6 protein-coding genes are annotated in these 18,737 nt (G+C 64.7%); 2 read left to right on the top strand and 4 right to left on the bottom strand.

What is annotated here, in order from left to right; all coding sequences use genetic code 11:
- Nucleotides 1-17 precede the first annotated feature (17 nt).
- On the bottom strand, nt 18-13,004 hold the full coding sequence (locus tag BM317_RS01860; protein ID WP_092472896.1) for a non-ribosomal peptide synthetase: 12,987 nt from the start codon (nt 13,002-13,004) through the stop codon (nt 18-20).
- Between the two features lie 281 nt (nt 13,005-13,285).
- Here BM317_RS01860 and BM317_RS01865 point away from each other — a divergent pair, with 281 nt between their 5' ends.
- Nucleotides 13,286-13,834, top strand: coding sequence for an RNA polymerase factor sigma-70 (locus BM317_RS01865; protein WP_024619408.1), 549 nt, complete (start codon nt 13,286-13,288; stop codon nt 13,832-13,834).
- A gap of 109 nt (nt 13,835-13,943) precedes the next feature.
- On the opposite strand, the gene BM317_RS01870 is transcribed toward BM317_RS01865, so the two are convergent.
- The 3 genes from BM317_RS01870 to BM317_RS01880 form a co-directional block, all read right to left on the bottom strand.
- Nucleotides 13,944-14,957, bottom strand: coding sequence for a GNAT family N-acetyltransferase (locus BM317_RS01870; protein ID WP_060738506.1), 1,014 nt, complete (start codon nt 14,955-14,957; stop codon nt 13,944-13,946).
- A 70-nt stretch (nt 14,958-15,027) separates the two neighbouring features.
- Nucleotides 15,028-15,804 carry a substrate-binding periplasmic protein gene (locus BM317_RS01875; RefSeq protein ID WP_170842288.1) on the bottom strand — a complete coding sequence of 259 codons (777 nt, stop codon included), beginning with the start codon at nt 15,802-15,804 and terminating at the stop codon, nt 15,028-15,030.
- A gap of 115 nt (nt 15,805-15,919) precedes the next feature.
- On the bottom strand, nt 15,920-16,546 hold the full coding sequence (locus BM317_RS01880) for a TetR/AcrR family transcriptional regulator (RefSeq protein WP_092166786.1): 627 nt from the start codon (nt 16,544-16,546) through the stop codon (nt 15,920-15,922).
- 181 nt (nt 16,547-16,727) lie between these two features.
- Here BM317_RS01880 and BM317_RS01885 point away from each other — a divergent pair, with 181 nt between their 5' ends.
- The gene (locus BM317_RS01885) at nt 16,728-18,518 is read left to right on the top strand and encodes an acyclic terpene utilization AtuA family protein (RefSeq protein ID WP_092166787.1); all 1,791 of its coding nucleotides are present in this window, start codon (nt 16,728-16,730) and stop codon (nt 18,516-18,518) included.
- Nucleotides 18,519-18,737: the final 219 nt, after the last annotated feature.

Below are 18,737 nucleotides of genomic sequence, written 5' to 3' on the forward strand. Positions count from 1 at the left end.
TCATAGACGCCGCAAAACTACAGCCCTTCCAATTCCGCCATCAAATCATTCAACCGATCCACCTTCTCCTCGGTGATTTCACTGGCCGCCAGCCCCTCGATGTAGTCGGCCAGTTCCAGCACCGTGCTGCACTCGAACATCGCCCGCAGCGGCACGTTGCGTTGCAGGGCCTTTTGCACCCGCGAGGCGATTTGCGTCGCCAGCAAGGAATGACCGCCCAGTTCGAAGAAGTTGTCCCGTACCCCCACCCGCTCGACTTTCAGCACCTGGGCCCAGATGTCTGCCAGGGTCTGCTCCAGTTCATTACCGGGCGCCTGATAGTCCTGCCTTTGCAGCTGGCCAATCTCCAAGGCCGGCAAGGCCTTGCGGTCGAGCTTGCCATTGGCGTTGAGGGGCAGGCGATCGAGCCACAGCCAGTGCAGCGGCACCATGTATTCCGGCAGTTCGGCCCGCAGGCGCTGCTTGATGCGCTCCAGGCGTTCGGCGGGTTTGAGTGCCGAGTCGGTGGCCACGAGGTAGCCCACCAGATGCTTGCCATTGGCGCCCTCCTGCACGCCCACCGCCCCATCGCGCACTTCCGGCTGTTCATGCAAGCGCGCTTCGATTTCCCCCAGTTCGATGCGGTAGCCACGAATCTTCACCTGATGGTCGATGCGTCCGACGTATTCCAACACCCCGTCGCTGCGCCGCCGCGCCAGGTCGCCGGTGCGGTACAGCCGCTCTCCCGGTGCCCCGAACGGGTTCGGCACAAAAACCGGGGCGGTGCGCAACGGATCGCTGACATACCCGCGTCCGACCCCGGTGCCCGCCACGCACAACTCACCCACCGCCCCCAGCGGCACCAGGTCCAGCGCGCCGTCGAGCAGGTACAAACGGTTGTTGTCGGTGGGCGTACCAATCGGCAGGTAAGTGCCACGGGTCGACGCCTGGTCGACCCGGAAGAACGCCACGTCATCGGAGCATTCCGCCGGCCCGTAGGCATTCACCAGGCCAATGTCCGGATAGCGCAGCAACCATTGATGGGCCAGCTCCGGCGGCATCGCCTCGCCAGTGGGCAGCATCCAGCGCAGGCCGTCCAGACCGATACGCTCCTGGGCGAGCATGCCCTGGATCAGCGACGGCACACTTTCCAGCACGGTGATGCCCTGCTGCTGCACATGCTCCAGCAGCCCTTGAGGGTCGTGGGCGATGGCGTTGGGCACGATGTCGACCCGGGCGCCGAACAACGGCGCGGCCAGGAATTGCCAGACCGAAATATCGAAGCTTTGGGACGCCGTCTGGGCGATGACATCCGCCTCGCTCAGCGTCAGGTACGGCACTTTGCTCAGCTGGTTGTTGAGCATGCCCCGCTGTTCCACCATCACGCCTTTGGGCAGGCCGGTGGAGCCGGAGGTGTAGATCACGTAGGCGAGGTTGTCCGGCCCGCTGTAGACGCCAGGGTTTTGCGGCGCAAAGTCGCCGGCCTGGACGGTTTCCCACACCAGCAGCTTCGGCCGTCCAGAACAGGCGAACTCGTCCAGCAACGCCTGGGCCTGGGCCTGGCAGGCCTGGGTACAGACCAGCAAAGGCGTGCGGCTCAATTCGATGATGCGGCTCAGGCGCTGGCTCGGAAGGCCGGGATCCAGCGGCAAGTAGCCGGCACCAGCCTTGAAGCTGCCGATGATCATGCCCAGCAGTTGCGCATCCCGTTCAGCCAGCAACGCCACCGGCTGATCCAGACCGACCCCGGCCGCGATCAGCGCGTGGCCGAGGCGGTTGCTGCGCGCATTCAACTCGGCGTAGCTGTAGGCCGTGTCCAGGCAACTGACCGCAAGACGTTGCGGATGAACCGCGACCCGCGCCTCGAACAGCTCGACGTAGCTCTGCTCCAGCGGATAGCCATGCTCGCTCTGGTTGCAGCCTTCGATCAGGAAGTCCTGCTCTTGGGCACCGATCAGCGGCAACTCGCTCATGTCACCGTGCAAGCCTTCCATCAGCGCCAGCAGCAGCCGCTTGAACTCACTCAGCAAACCCTGGACGGTGGCTTCATCGAAGTAACGCTGGTCGTAGGAAAGGTGCAGCCCCAGGTCATCCCCCGGGTAGCAGACCGCCGTCAGCGGGAAGTTGGTGTGGGTGCGGCCCGAGTCGGAGGTGGCATTGAGGCTTTGGGCACGGTCCAGCACCGAGACTTCCACCGGCGCGTTCTCGAACACGAACAGGCTGTCGAACAGCGGTTGGCCCTTGGGCAGTTCGCTGACCTCCTGGATGCTCACCAGCGGCAGGTATTCGTACTCGCGCAGTTGCATGTTGCTGTCCAGCAAATCGCTGAGCCATTGCCGTACGCTACAGCGCTGATGGTCCTCGGGCATCTGCACGCGCAAAGCGATACTGTTGATGAACAGCCCGACGGTGCGTTGCATCTGCGGCAGTTCCACCGGGCGCCCGGCCACGGTGACGCCGAACAGCACGTCGCGGTCGCCGCTGACCCGGCGCAGGACCAGGGCCCACGCCGCCTGGGCGAAGGTGTTGACCGTCAGTTGATGGGCCTGGGCCAGTTCCCGCAGCCGTGCGCCGTCCCGGGCATCGAGACGGGTGTAGCAGTCGCCGACGATCATGCCGCCGCTGTCACCGGCGTGCTCGCGCAGGAACGGCCGGTCGCCAGGGATCGGCGTGGTCCGCTCGAAGCCTTGCAGGTTGTGCTTCCACCACTGCCGGGCTGCGTCCAGGCTCTGGTGTTGCAGCCAACCGATGTAGTCGCGATAGCGCGGCGGCACAGCCAACTGCGGCTCGCGCTGCTCGCCCAGGGCGGTGTAGATCTCGAAGAAGTCGTTCATCAGCAGCGAACGGCACCAGGCATCGATGAGGATGTGGTGGTTGCTCATCATGAACCAGTAGCGTGCCGCGCCGACCCGAATCAGCCGCAGATGGAATGGCGCCTGGTTCAATAGATCGAAACCGGCCTCGCGTTCATTCTTGAGCAGGGCCTGGAGCTGGGCTTCCTGGACGTCTTCAGGCACCTCGGACCAGTCGAGGTAATCCACCGGCGTGCGGCCGGGCTTGTGGATGATTTGCAGCATGTCTTCGCCGACGTTCCAGCAGAACGACGCGCGCAAGGCTTCGTGACGGGCGATGACCGCCTGCCAGGCCTGGGCAAAACGCTGCGGGTCCAGTTCGCTGTTGATGCGGTAGCGATCCTGCATGTAGTACAGGCCGGTGCCCGGCTCCAGCAGGGTATGTAACAGCATGCCTTCCTGCATGGGCGTCAACGGGTAGACGTCGTCGATCTGTGTGGCCGGCACGGGCAGGCTGTCGAGCTGGCCCTGGGTCAGCTTCGCCAGGGGGAAGTCCGATGGCGTCAGCCCGCCCGCCTCGTCCGTCAGGCAGTGTTCGATGAGGCGTTGCAACTCATCGAGGTAAGCCTCGGCCAGGGCGGCGATGGCCTCGCGCTCATGGCGCTGGGCACTGAAGGTCCAGCGCAGCACCAGCTCACCACCGCTGACCTGGCTGTCGACGCTCAGTGCATTGGGTAGCGGCGCATCGGGATCGTGGATGGCCCCCAGGGGCGCATCCAGCGGCTGGAACAGCGCCTCCTGACCCAGGGTCTGGTCGAGCTGACCCAGGTAGTTGAAGGTGATCGCCGCGTGCGGCAGGCCGGCCATCGCCTCGCGAGTCGTCGCGTCCGCCAGGTAGCGCAGCACGCCATAACCGAGGCCCTTGTGGGGCACCGCGCGCAGTTGCTCCTTGATGGCCTTGATCGATACGCTGAAATCTTCAAGCGCTGGACTCAGGCGCACGGGATAGACGCTGGTGAACCAGCCGACGGTGCGGGTCAGGTCGAGGTCGTCGAACAGCGCTTCGCGGCCGTGGCCTTCGAGCTGGACCAAGGCCGAATCATGGCCGCTCCAACGGCACAGCACCCGGGCCAACGCCGTGAGCAGCAGGTCATTGACCTGGGTGCGGTAGGCGCTTGGCGCCTGTTGCAGCAGTTGCCGGGTACGCTCGGCGTCCAGGCGCACGCTGACGGTTTGCCCGTGACGCTCCTGCAGCCCGCCGTCAGGATTCGCGCACGGCAGTTGCACTGGCGCACCGCTCAGTTGCGCTTGCCACCAACCCAGTTCCTCGCGCAGGGACTCGCTGCCGGCGTAGGCCTGCAAACGCGCGGCCCAGTCGCGCAACGGGCTGGTCTTGGCCGGCAGTTGCGCCGCCTGCCCGGCGACGAGCTGGCGGTAGACGGTTTGCAAATCGTCCATCAGCACCCGCCACGACACACCGTCCACCACCAGGTGATGAATGACGATCAACAACCGTTGCCGGCCATCCGGCAACTGCGCCAGTACGGCACGCAGCAACGGCCCGGTGGCTAGATTGAAACGGCTCTGCGCCTCGGCAAACAACGCTTCGCACGCCTGGGCAGTGTCCACGCAGACCTGCTGCAGCAGCACAGCGTCAGCCGGCGACTGGTGCTCGGCGCGCCAATGTCCGGCGCTTTCGTCGAAGCCCAGGCGCAAGGCATCGTGGTGCTGGAAGACGCTACGCAGCGCCAGCTCCAGCCGTTGCGGGTCCAGGGTCGTGGTCGGCTCCAGCAGCAACGCCTGGTTCCAGTGATGGCGGTTGGGGATCGGGCGATCGAAAAACCAGTGCTGGATCGGCGTCAACTCGGACTCGCCCTGCAACAGGCCCTGCTCGGCATGCACTTGCTGGCTGCGCGTGGCAACGGCGGCCAGGGTCTGTACGGTCTGGTGCTGGAACAAGTCCCGGGGCGTGAAATGAATGCCCTGTTGCCGGGCACGGCTGACCACCTGGATGGACAGGATCGAATCACCGCCCAGCTCGAAGAAATTATCGTTGAGGCCCACCTGCGCCACGTTCAGCACGTCGCACCAGATCGCCGCCAAGGTCTGTTCCAGGGCATTGCTCGGCGCCACGTAATGTTGGCGATTGAGTTCAGGATCGGGCAGCGGCAAGGCGCGGCGGTCGAGCTTGCCGTTGGCGGTCAGCGGCATGCTCGCCAGCAGGATCAGGTGCGTGGGCACCATGTAGTCCGGCAACTGGGCCTTGAGGTGGTTTTTCAAGGCGTCGCGCAGGGCCGCTTGTCGCTCGTCGTCCTGGCTGGCGATGTCGCTCACCAGGTAGCCGGCCAGCTGCTTGCCGCCAGGCGTGTCGAGGGCCAGGACCACGGCCTCGCGCACCGCCTCATGTTCCAGCAGGCGGGTTTCGATTTCCCCCAGTTCGATGCGGAAACCACGGATCTTCACCTGATGGTCGATCCGTCCCAGGTACTCCACCAGCCCGTCGGCGCGCTGGCGCACCAGGTCGCCGGTGCGATAGAGGCGTCCGCCCTCGGTGGCGAACGGGTCGGCGACAAAACGCTCGGCGGTCATCCCCGGACGCTGGTGATACCCCTGGGCCAGACCGGCGCCGCCCACATACAACTCGCCCGTGGCACCCGGCGGCACCAACGCCAGGTCGGCGTCGAGGATGTAGGCCACCCGGGCACCGATCACGCTGCCAATCGGCACACTGGCCGCGCCCTCCTCCAATTGCTCGGGGGCCAGGCTCGCCAGGGGCATGACCACGGTTTCAGTCGGGCCATAGGCATTGAAAAACAGGCTCGGGCTGAATGCCGCGCGAATGCGCTGCAAATGCTCGCCCGTCAGGGCTTCGCCGCCGGTGATGCACATGCGCACCGGCAAGGTCTGGCCCTGGGTGGCCAACCACTGCGCCAACTGGCTGCCGTAGCTGGGGGTGAACCCCAGGATGTTGATGCGGTGCTGGCGAATCAGCCCGCAGATTTCCTCGGCGTCCCACTGGCCCTGGGCCCGCAACACCACGTGGGCACCACTGAGCAACGGCACCAACAGGCGTTCGGTGGCCGCGTCGAAGTTGATGGAATAGAAATGCAGCTCGCAGTCGTCCGGGCGCATGCCAAAGCGCTGGATCACCGCTTGGCAATGCATGGCGATTTCACCGTGGGACACCACCACGCCCTTGGGCTTGCCGGTGGAACCGGAGGTGTAGATCAGGTAGGCCTGGTGTTGCGGCAGGTTGATCAGCGGCAGCGCGTGATCCGGGTACTGCGCCAAGGCCGGCGAATCATCTTCCAGGCACCAGCAGCCCACGCCGTCGGACAATGCACTGAGAGCCTGGAGCATCGCCCGGTCGCTGAGCAGCAGGCTGATGCCACTGTCTTCGATCATGTAGTGCAGGCGATCCAGCGGGTATTCCGGATCCAGCGGCACGTAGGCACCGCCGGCCTTGAGAATCGCCAGCAGGCCAATGACCATTTCCAGCGAGCGCTCCAGGGCCAGGCCCACCCGCACCTGCGGCCCGACGCCTGCCTCGCGCAGGCGCCAGGCCAGGCGATTGGCTCGGCTGTCCAGTTGCGCATACGTCAGGGTCTGCCCGGCGAAGGTCAGGGCCGGCGCGTCGGGACGCGCCCGGGCCTGTTCGGCGAACAGTGGGTGAATGCATTGGTCCAGGCGATGCTCACCGGGCTCGACGCCCAGGCTGTCGAGCAGTTGTTGCTGCTCGCGGGTGTCCAGCAACGGCAGTTCGCTCAGACGTCGGGCCGGATCGTCCAGCAGCGCTTGCAGCAGATTGCGCCAGTGCCCGGCCATGCGCGCGATGCGCGGTTCGTCGAACAGGTCGGTGCTGTAGGTCAGGCAGCAACCCAGGCGCTGATCCAGGTCGGTGACTTCCAGGTTGAGGTCGAACTTGGTGGCCCGGGCGTCGTTAACCAGGTATTCGACGGTCATGCCGGCCAGGGTGCGGCTCTGCTGAAACTCCCAGCGCTGCACGTTGCACATCACTTGGAACAACGGGTTGTAGGCCGCACTGCGCGGCGGTTGCAGAGCTTCCACCAGATGATCGAACGGCAAGTCCTGATGGGACTGCCCTTCGATCACAGTGTGACGCACCTGTTCGAACAGTTCGCCCACCGACATCTGTCCGTCGAGCTGGCAACGCAGCACTTGGGTGTTGAGGAACGCCCCGATCAGCCCTTCGCTTTCCGGGCGGATGCGGTTGGCCACCGGCGCGCCGATGCGCAGGTCGGTCTGGCCGCTGTAGCGGTAGAGCAGCACGGCCAGGGCGGCGGTCATGGTCATGAACAAGGTCAGGCCCTGTTGCGCATTGAAGGCGCGGACCCGCGCCGCCAGCTCATCACTGAGATCGAAACGGAACAGTTCACCGCGATGGCTCTGCACCGACGGACGCGGACGGTCGCCGGGCAGCTCCAGCAGCGGATGCTCGCGGCCCAGTTGCGCGGTCCAGTAGTCCAGCTGCCGTTGGCGTTCGCCGGACTCCAGCCACTGGCGCTGCCAGACGCTGTAGTCCAGGTACTGCACCGGCAACGGCTCCAGCGGGGATTCACGGTCGTCGACAAAGGCTTCGTACAGTGCGCTCAGTTCACGGGCGAAAATGTCCATCGCCCAGCCTTCGGTGACGATGTGGTGCAGCGTCAGCACAAAGTAATGCTCATGCTCGGCGGTCTTGACCAGGCAGGCCCGCAGCAACGGCCCGGTTTCCAGGTCGAAGGGCTTGTGGGCCTCGCTGTCGGCCAGTTGCTGCACCCGCTGCTGACGAATGTCAGCGGCCAGCATCGAGAAGTCCTTCCAATCCATGCGCAGGCCCGTCTCGCTGTGCACCTGTTGGCAGGCCACGCCGTCGACGCTCGGGAACGTGGTGCGCAGGGTTTCGTGGCGCAGGATCAACGCCTGCAAGGCCGCCTCGAAGCGCCCGACATCCAGCACCCCGCGCAACCGCGCCATGCCGCCGACGTTGTAGGCCGGGCTGTCCGGCTCCATCTGCCAGAGGAACCACATGCGCTGCTGGGAATACGACAGCGGCACCGGTTGGCTGCGGTCGACCTTCTCGATGGGCGGCTGGCGGTTGGTCTGGCCGCTGGCCTGGATCAAGCGCACTTGTTCGGTGAAAGCCCCCAGTTCGCTCGCCTCGAACAGCGCCCGTAACGGCAGTTCCACGTCACAGGCCTGGCGAGTGCGGGAAATGATCTGGGTCGCCAGCAGCGAATGACCGCCGAGGGCAAAAAAATCGTCCCGCAGGCCGATGCGCGCCAGTCCCAGCACGTCGCGCCAGATGCCGGCGATTTGCTGTTGGAGGGCGCTGACCGGCTCGACATGCTCACGCACCTGCCATTGCGGTTCAGGCAAGGCGCGGCGATCGAGCTTGCCGCTCGGGCTCAAGGGCATGGCGTCCAGGCGCAGCAGTTGGGCTGGCACCATGTAGTCCGGCAGTTCGGCGGCCAGGGCGGCCTTGAGCCGGGTGTTCAATTCGTCCTGGCCGTGGGCGACCTCCGGCGCGGTGTAATAACCGATCAACTGCGGGCCGGCCGAGGTGTCGCGCACCAGCACCGCCACTTGGGCGACGCCCTCCTGGGCCAGCAGGCGCGCTTCGATTTCCTGCGGTTCGACCCGGAAGCCGCGCAGCTTGACCTGCTGGTCGAGGCGACCGAGGTATTCGATCACGCCGTCGGCGCCCCAACGCGCCCGGTCGCCGGTGCGGTACAACCGCGCACCGGCCGGCCCCATCGGGTCGGCGACGAAACGCTCAGCGCTCAGGCCGGGACGCCCGAGGTAACCCCGGGCCAGGCCCAGACCGCCAATGCACAGCTCGCCCGGCACACCGACCGGCACGGGATTGAGGTCGCTATCGAGCACCCGGCACAGCACATTGCCCAGGGGACGGCCGATGGGCGAGCGCTCGCCATCAGCTTCGGTGCAATGCCAGTGGGTGACGTTGATCGCGGTTTCGGTCGGGCCGTAGCGGTTGTGCAATTGCGCCGACGGCAGTTGCGCCAGCACCCGGTTGCGCAACTCGGCCGGCAAGGCTTCGCCGCCGCAGAACAGCCGGCGCAGGCTGGTGCAGCGGGCGCTCAGCGGCTCTTCGACAAACAGGCTGAGCAACGGCGGCACAAAGTGCAGCGTGGTGACGTCAAACTGCTGCACCAACTGGGCGATGCGGTGCGGGTCACGGTGCTCGCCGGGCCCGGCCAGGACCAGTTGACTGCCGGTGATCAGCGGCCAGAAGCACTCCCAGACCGACACGTCGAAACTGATGGGGGCCTTTTGCATCAGCACATCGGTGGCATCCAGCCCATAGGTCGCTTGCATCCATTGCAGGCGCTCGGCCAGGGCCGCGTGGGTGTTGCCGACGCCTTTGGGCTGGCCGGTGGAGCCGGATGTGTAGATCACGTAGGCCAGGTGATCGCCGTGCAGGTGCAGGCCCGGCGGGTTGCTCGGCCATTGCTCCAGGTGCAAGGCGTCCATGGCGATGACACTGACGCCGTCGCAGGCTGGCAAACGCTCCAGCAACGCGGTCTGGGTCAGCAGCAGGTCGACGCCGCTGTCGTCGAGCATGTAGGCCAGGCGTTCGGCCGGGTAGTCCGCATCCAGCGGCACATAGGCACCGCCGGCCTTGATGATGGCCAGCACACCGATGAGCAACTGTGGCGAACGCTCGGCGGCAATCGCCACGCACACGTCCGGGCCCACGCCCTTGTCCCGCAGGTAATGGGCCAGGCGGTTGGCCTGGGCGTGCAGCTCGGCATAATCGAGTTGACCACCGTCCCAGCGCAGGGCGATCCGTTGCGGCGTGCGGCGGGCCTGCTCGTTCAACAGCTCCGGCAGCCATTGGCTGGCCGACGCACACGGGGCCGCGCTCCACTGCTGCTGTTGGCTGTGTTCATCGGCGGTCAATAACGGTACATCGCCGATGGCTAGCTGCGGATCGGCACAGACCGCCCGTAACAGATTGCAGTAATGCGCTGCCAACCGCTCGATGGTCGCCGCCTCGAACAGTTCGTCGGCGTAGTCGAACGACAGGGTCAACCGACCGTTGCGATCTTCTTCGCTGTGCAATTGCAGGTCGAACTTGGCTTCGCGGCTGTGCCACGGCAACTCCTCGGCCAGCAGCCCCGGCAGACGGCGCAAGGCACTCAGGTCACGCTGCTGGTGGTTGAACATCACCTGGAACAGACCTTGCTCGCGCGCCTCGGGAAACGCTTCGAGCAGTTGCTCGAATGGCAGGTCCTGGTGGGCCTGGGCCCCGAGCGTGGCTTCCCGGGCCTGGGCCAGCAACGCGGCGAACGGTTGACGGGAATCGACCTGCCCGCGCAGCACCTGGGTGTTGATGAAGAAGCCGATCAACCCCTGGGTGTCCAGGCGCGGACGATTGGCGTTGGGCACACCGACGCGGATGTCGGATTGCCCGGTGTAACGCTGCAACAGCGCCTGGAAGGCTGCCAGCAACAGCATGAACGGCGTCGCGTCATGGGCCTGGGCCATGTGGCGCAGGGCCTCGCCGAGGTCCTTGTCCAGACGCAGGCTGTGCCGCGCGGCGCTACGCTGGCGTTGAGCGCTGCGTGGATGATCCGTGCCCAGCACCAGGGCCGATTGTTCAGCGCCCAGTTGTTGCTTCCAGTAGCTCAGTTGGCGCTCGGCCTCGCCCTGGGCGAGCCACTGGCGTTGCCAACTGCCGTAGTCGGCGTATTGCAAAGGCAATGGCGCCAGTTCAGCAACCTGGCCTTGGGACGCGGCGGCGTACATGCGGGAGAATTCTTCGATCAATACATTCATCGACCAGCCGTCGGCGATGATGTGGTGCAGCGTCACCAGCAGTTGATGGTCGTCCTCGTCGAGGCGCAACAGGGTGACCCGCAGCAGCGGCCCCTTCTCCAGATCGAACAGCGTGGCCGCTTCGTCTTCTCGAACCTGCCGCGCCCGGGCTTCGCGCCGGTTGGCAGGTTCGTCACTGAGATCGATCACCTGTAGCTTGAATTCACCGGCCGGATCGACCTGTTGCAAGGCCACCCCATTCCGCTCCAGGAACCGCGTGCGCAAGGACTCGTGACGCTCGATCAGTTGCTGGAAACTGGCCCGCAGCGCGTCTTCGTCCAGCTCGCCGCGCAGGTGCAAGGCGCCGGGAATGTTGTAGGCACGGCTCGCCGGGTCGAGCTGCCAGGTGATCCACAAACGGTTCTGCGCCAGGGATTGCGGCAGTGGCGCATGGCGCGACAATGGGCTGATCGCGCCCTGGGCCTGGCCGCCATCCTGCTGCTGGTTCGCCACCGCCGCCGCGAACGCAGCCAGGGTCGGCGCTTCGAACAGCAGGCGCAGGTTGAGCGCCAGCCCGAGGGTTTCGCTCAGGCGTGCGATCACCTGAGTGGCGGCGATGGAGTTGCCGCCCAGCAGGAAGAAATGATCGTCGGCCCGGACTTGCTCGACCTGCAACTGCTCCCGCCAGACCTGACCGATGAGGGCTTGCAACTCGGAGGACGGGGCGGGTTCATCAGCCACGTCTGCTGCCGTTGACGGGAACTGTGCGTAACTGTCCAAACTGCCGTCGGCCAACCGGATGCGGCAGGCCGAGCGTTGCAATTTGCCGCTGGAGGTCTTGGGCAGCGCGCCGGGATTGAGCAGCACCACCACGCTCGGGGCTTGCTGGCAGGCCTCGGCCACGGCCTGGCGAATGGCGTTGATCAAGGCTTCCGGTGGCAGGATTTTCTGCACGCTGCGGCTGATTTCCGCGGCGATGCCGATGCCCTCCTCGCCGTTGTCGTTGACCGCGAACGCCGCCACCCGGCCCTTGCGCACCACCTCCACTTCGCGCTCGATGGTTTGCTCGATGTCCTGGGGATAGAGATTGTGCCCGCGCACGATCAACAGGTCTTTGAGGCGACCGGTGATGAACAGTTCGCCGCCGCGCCGGAAACCCAAGTCGCCGGTGCGCAGCCAGGTCTGGCCGTCGTGCTGGACAAAGGTTTTGGCGCTGGCTTCAGGGTTGCGCCAGTAACCCAGGGCGATGCTCGGTCCGGCGGCCCAGACTTCACCGACCTGATTGTCGGCCAACGGCTGCAACGTGGTGGGTTCGACGATCAGCACCGCGTGCCCGGGCTGGCTGACACCGCAACTCATCACCGCGCTGCCCTGCCCCGGCTCGGCCCGGTTTTGCGCCAACGCCGCGTCATCCACTCGCAACGAAGGAATGCCGTGGCGGCGCGGCGTGCCGGCGACGAACAAGGTCGCTTCGGCCAGGCCATAGGAGGCCATGAAATTGTCCGGCGTGAAGCCGCACGGGGCGAACTTCTCGGCAAAACGCTCCAGGGTGTCGAGGCGGATCGGCTCGGAGCCGGAATAGGCCACGCGCCAGCCGCTCAGGTCGAGACGTTCAAGGACCGAATCACTGACCCGTTCGCTGCACAACCGATAGGCGAAATCCGGACCGCCGCTGATGGTGCCGCCGTACTCGCTGATCGCTTCGAGCCAACGCAGGGGTCGGGCCAGGAAATAAGCCGGGGACATCAATACGCAGGGAACGCCGCTGAACACCGGCTGCAACAGACCGCCGATCAGACCCATGTCGTGGTACAGCGGCAGCCAGCTGACGATGACGTCGTCGGGGTTCAGGTCGATGCCGAAGCCATGGCGGATCAGCAGTTCGTTGGCCACCAGGTTGCCGTGGCTGACCTGCACACCCTTGGGCAGCGCGGTGGAACCGGAGGTGTATTGCAGGAAGGCAATGTCATCGTCCTGCAGCGTCGGCATCCGCCATTGCCCGGCGTGGGCCGGGTCGAGGGTATCGACGCACAACACCGGCGGCGCCGACTCGATGGCTTGCAACGGTTCGCGCAGATCGCTGCTGGTGAGCAGCAGGCGCGGTTCGGCGTCGGCGATGATCGACAGCAGGCGCTCCTGATGGTGGCGACGGGCGGACTCCGGCGGATAGGCCGGCACCGCAATCACCCCGGCGTAGAGGCAGCCAAAAAACGCCGCGACGTAATCCGGACCACTGGGGAACAACAGCACGGCGCGATCACCCAGCGCCGCTTCGGCCTGCAAGGCGCCGGCGATGGTCCGGGCGCGCAGGTCCAGGTCGCGATAACTCAACACCACACCCTGCCCAGGGGTGTCGGCAAGGAAGCGCAGGGCCACCCGGTCCGGCGTCAACGCGGCGCGGCGCTGGAGGGCATGAGCCAGGGTGCTGGGGAGTTCGAACGCGTCGGTCATGGGGGTTTCCTGCCTGAATTCGGCTTGCAAGTTGTCCCCCATGGAACGGATAGCCGCGGCAAATAATTAGTCGGGCAGCCGACTCACCGAGGCATGCAGCGAAGCAGCCGGCGGCCAGGCACCGCGGCAATGGGTCGCGGCGCCGAGGCTGGACTTTATTACATCAATAATTCTTCTTCTCAATTGACAATCATTATCATTAAGCCTAATTTGGCGCTCGATGTGTAGGACGGGTCCGGCATCCGGACGTCCCGCTAACTTTTTGCAGCAAGGTGAATTCCATGACGGAACAAGTATCCACAAGCAGGTGCGACTCACCGTTACTCCAGGCGTTCGTCGATAACCGACTGATCCTGGTCAAGATCGCGGCGCGCATTACCGGTTGCCGGTCCCGCGCGGAAGATGTGGTGCAGGACGCCTTTTTCCGGCTGCAATCGGCACCACAGATCACCTCCTCGTTCAAGGCGCAGCTCAGTTATCTGTTCCAGATCGTGCGCAACCTGGCGATCGACCACTACCGCAAGCAGGCGCTGGAACAGAAATACTCGGGGCCGGAGGAGGAAGGGTTGAACGTGGTGATCCAGGGTGCTTCGCCAGAAACCTCCCATATCAACTTCTCCACGCTGGAGCACATCGCCGACGCACTGACCGAACTGCCCAGCCGCACCCGCTATGCCTTCGAAATGTACCGCCTGCACGGCGTGCCACAAAAGGACATCGCCAAGGAACTGGGGGTCTCGCCGACCCTGGTGAACTTCATGATCCGCGACGCACTGGTGCATTGCCGCAAGGTGTCGGGGGTTCGGGGGGATACTTTCGCCCGGCGCTGACTTGTGGTGGTTTTGCCGGCCTTATCGCGAGCAAGCTCGCTCCCACAGTGGATCTTCAGTGATCCCAAAACTGTGGGAGCGAGCTTGCTCGCGATGAGGCCATAAGGCCTTACATCAACCCACACCGATCAAAAAACCGCTCACGCCCCAGGATCATCAGCGCCGCGCGCTTGTGGGGGAAATCGAATTCCTTTTCACAATGGAAGCACTGGTTGTGCAAGTGCCCGATCATCCGCGCATTGTCGGCCCGGGGTTCGGCGACCACGCGCTGGGTGCGCGGATCGTCCAGGAACAGGTAATGCACCAGCGCCGACAACCAGCTCGCCACCTTGTGCGGCCCGCGGTGCTGCTCTTCGCCCACCAGCATGTGGATACCGCGATCATAGTGGTCGGCTTCATAGAACGGCGCGATCCGATCCTCCTTGGCCCAATAGGCTTCGAAGTAAGCGAACGGCTGGTCATCGAAGCAACCGATCAGGGTCAAGACCCGGGGATCGGCCTGCAGCTTGCCCAGGTACTCGCGATGCTGTTCCAGGCTGCCCTCCTCCTGCCAGAAGCTCGCCACTCGCGGGCTGTTCTGCCAGCGGTTGAAACGCTCCAGGTCCTGCTCGATTTCCAGGGTGCGCAAGGACACCCAGGCCCCCAGTCGCGCATCGAAACGCCGATACACTTCGCCACGCGGTTTCATGGGCCGGCGTGGATGGCGGCGGCCATCGGTGATGACCATCTGTTGCGGGTAACTGCCGCTGAACGACTCCCCCAGCCAGGGCTGCGGCAATTGCCAGAACATCGTGCGCTCGCAACGGTATTCACCGGCACGCTCCGTGACCGTCAATAATCCGCTGAGCAAGGCTTCGCCGGGACGCTCGTCAAGGTGCCAGGTCAGGTGCTGACACTCGGGATCGCGGGCAAACAGCCAATAGCAGGCCGCCCACAGCGCCGGTCCCACCGGGCGGTCGTTGATTTCCTGCAAATGCACATGCAACTCGGGACCGCGCACAAGGCGCAGCCGGATCAGCGGCGCGCCTTCGAGCATCAGGCTCAGGTGGCGTTCGGTTTCATCGGCGCCGAGACGACGGCCACCGGGCAAGGGCAGCGTCGTCGGGTGGTTGAGGTTGGACATGGGAGCGGCTCGCGTATTCGTCGGTAGTCAACGTGTGACGTGAGCCGGGGCGGGAAATTTAGGGTCGCCTTCAATGGGCATGCGTGGAGACCAGTTGGATCTGGTAGGGCTGGAAAATCTTCAGCATCTGACCGTTATCCCGCAGGGTTTGCAGCAACTGTGCAAACGCTTCACTGGAAATGGGCGCCTGTGGCCGGATCAGCGCGTAATGGTGGTAAAGCTGATCGATGCGGTCAGACACCAGCAGTTGCGGGCCGACTTCGGGATTGCGCAACACGTAGTCGTTGAGGTACGAACGGGTCACCAGAGCGATGTCCGCCCGCCCGCGCAGCACCATCAGCAGATTGCTGTCGTGGGAATACGTCAGCGTGGCGTTGTATTGACCGGCGAGAAACTTGGGGTCGGCGTTGAATTCGGCAAAGGCGTAGTGATAACCGCTGAACAGCGCCAGGCGTTTGCCCCTGAGGTCGGCGAAATAACCTTGCTGGCGCTCCGGCTGGCGCTGGGCGACGAAGACTTCCGCATCTTCCAGGCCCATGTCCACGGACGTGTGCGGCACATCCTGCCAACCCCATTCGGGGTTCTCGAAAATCGCCATGTCGACCCGGCCCTGCTTGAAATCATTGAACCGGCGCGGGATCGACGTGGGCACCAGGACGAACTGATAGTCGCTTTGCGACTGGTTCAAGGCCTCCACCATCTGCGGCAACAGGCCGGTGTCGGCACCGTTCTCGGGACGAACGGTATAGGGTGGAAAATGTGCCGCACCAATTCGCACCAGTTGCGCTGCCTCGATCGGTAACGCCAGGAAAACGGCCAGAGTGGCCAGCAGCACACGGGAGGTCATCCCCATCGGCGAAAACGTCAAGATAACCCACTCCCCAAAAGTCCCCATCACTACAATCAAGCTAGGCGGTTTCAGCCGCTTAGCCAGCCATGCGGCCATTTAAAGCGCCGCTCGATTATTGTTTTTCTTCAAGCACCAGGACCAGGGCCTGCTCGGCCAGCTCATCAAGGCTCAGGCTGCCTTCGGCGCGAAACCAGGTGGTGGTCCAGGATAACGCCCCTGTGAGGAACCGCCGGGTAATGGACACGTCCCCGCGAATATACCCGGCCTCCTTGGCCCGGCCCAGGACCTTGAGCCACAAGTCTTCATAAGTATCACGCAGGGCCAGCACATGCCGCTGTCCGTCCGGCGAGAGCGAACGCCATTCATAGACCAGCACCGCCATGGCCTCGCCAGTGCCGCCCATGATCGACTGCAATTCGCAGCGAATCAGCGCCAGCACCTGCTCGCGCACGCTGTCGGCCTCGGCCAGGGCCGCACGCATCAAGGCGGTGTTGTAGCGGATGGTTTCTTCCATCACTGCCCGCAGGATGTCGTCCTTGCTCTTGAAATGGTGAAAGATGCTGCCCGACTGAATGCCCACGGCACTGGCCAGGTCGCGCACCGTGGTGCGCTCGAAGCCCTTGTTGCGAAACAGATGGGCGGCGGTCTGGAGCAGTTTGCCGCGCGCACTGTCCGGGTCGGTCAGTTGCCCGTTGTCGACCAGCTCACGCATCACGCCCAGGGCTTTTTGCTCGTCCACCCATTCTTCTCCTACAGTCGATCAACCAACGCGCCGCCACAGCACAGCAAACCATCGGTGGCGCGGGCAATTTAAGCCGAGCGAAGCAACCAAGCAAGCGCTCGGCCAGAAGAACCGGCAGCCGTTTACAAACCAAGCGCTTGCTTGGTAGTCTCGAGCCACCTTTGCCGGAGGGAACGCCATGCCCAAAACGATCCGAATCGGTTGCGCCAGCGCCTTTTGGGGCGATACCTGCACTGCGGCGGCGCAACTGGTCGAGGGCGGTGCGCTGGATTACCTGGTGTTCGACTATCTGGCCGAAGTCACGATGTCGATCATGGCCGGGGCGCGCCTGAAAGACGCTTCGAGCGGCTATGCCACGGACTTCATCGAGGTCCTCACCCCGCTGCTTCAGCGTTTGCACGATGATGGGATCCGCGTCATCAGCAACGCCGGCGGGGTCAATCCCCAGGCCTGTGCAAGGGCTTTGCAAGCAGCCTGCGACCAGGCCGGCGTAGCGTTGAAGATTGCCGTGCTGCTGGGGGATGACCTGCAACCGCAACACGAACGGCTCGCCGCCCAGGGCATCGGCGAGATGTTCAGCGGCGAGCCCCTGCCTCCCGCGTGTGTGTCCATCAACGCCTACCTCGGCGCGCCCGGCATCGTCGAGGCGCTGCGCCTGGGCGCCGATGTGGTGATCACCGGCCGCGTGGTGGACAGTGCCGTGGTCAGCGCCGCCCTGGTGCATGAGTTCGGCTGGGCCTGGGACGACTACGACAGGTTGGCCCAGGCCGCGCTCGCGGGCCATCTCATCGAGTGTGGCGCCCAGTGCACGGGCGGTAATTTTACCGACTGGCAGGCAGTGCCGGATTACGAGCACATCGGCTTTCCCATCGTCGAAGTCAGCGCCGATGGCCAGTTCATTGTCACCAAGACCGAAGGCAGCGGCGGGCTGGTTACGCCGCTGACCGTCGGCGAGCAGTTGCTCTACGAAATCGGCGACCCGCAAGGCTACCTGCTGCCCGACGTGATCTGCGATTTCAGCCAGGTCAGGTTGATCCAGCAGGGCAAGCACGCCGTGCGCGTCTACGGGGCCAGGGGCCTGCCGCCCGGCGACCGGTACAAGGTCTGCGCCACCTGGCTGGACGGCTGGCGCTGCACCGCCACCTGCCTGATCGCCGGCATCGATGCGGTGGCCAAGGCTGAACGGGTCAGCCAGTCGATCGTCGCCAAGACCTCGCAGCTGTTGCAACAGCGTGGCTGGGCGCCCTACAGCGAAGTGAACGTCGAACTGCTGGGCAGCGAAGCCACCTATGGCCAGCACGGCCGACGCCGGGACAGCCGTGAGGTGGTGATCAAGCTGGCGGTACGGCACCCGGATAAACAGCCGCTGGTGCTGTTTTCCAGGGAAATCGCCCAGGCCGCCACTGGCATGGCGCCGGGGCTGACCGGCCTGGTCGGTGGCCGGCCGACGGTGTCGCCGTTGATTCGCCTGTTCTCGTTCCTGATCGACAAAACCACCTGCCGGCTCGCCATCGAACTCGACGGCCAGCACCACCCTTGCTCCCTGCCCGCTTTCGAACCGCTGCACACCACCGATCTGCCGGTCGCCCCGGCCCCGCCCAAACCCCAGGGCCGGGCCGACGCCAGCGTGCCGCTGATCAAACTGGCGGTGGCGCGCTCCGGCGACAAGGGCAACCACAGCAACATTGGTGTGATCGCCCGGGAACCCGAATACCTGCCCTGGATCGCCGAGGCGCTGACCCCGGAGGTGATGGTCGACTGGATGAGCCACGTGTTCGACCCGCTGCTGGGCCGGGTCGAACGCTGGTACCTGCCGGGCACCCACAGTTTGAATTTCCTGTTGGAAAACGCCCTCGGTGGCGGCGGTGTCGCCAGCCTGCGCATCGATCCCCAGGGCAAGGCGTTCGCCCAGCAGTTGCTGGAGATTCAGATACCGGTGCCGCAACACATTGCCGATGAGGTCAACTAAGGGCGGTCGCCATGCTAGTCAGTCGAACAAATGACCAACCTGTTGAATTGAACCTGTGGCGAGGGGATTTATCCCCGCTGGGCTGCGCAGCAGCCCCAAAGCAGTCAACTCATTTTTGCCTGACACACCAGGTCGCACGTATTTTGGGGCCGCTTCGCAGCCCAACGGGGATAAATCCCCTCGCCACAGGGTTCTACGCCAATCCGTTCCAACACGAGG

It is taken from the genome of Pseudomonas sp. NFACC24-1 (assembly GCF_900115235.1).
In the GTDB taxonomy this organism is placed as follows: Bacteria; Pseudomonadota; Gammaproteobacteria; order Pseudomonadales; family Pseudomonadaceae; genus Aquipseudomonas; species Aquipseudomonas fluorescens_AA.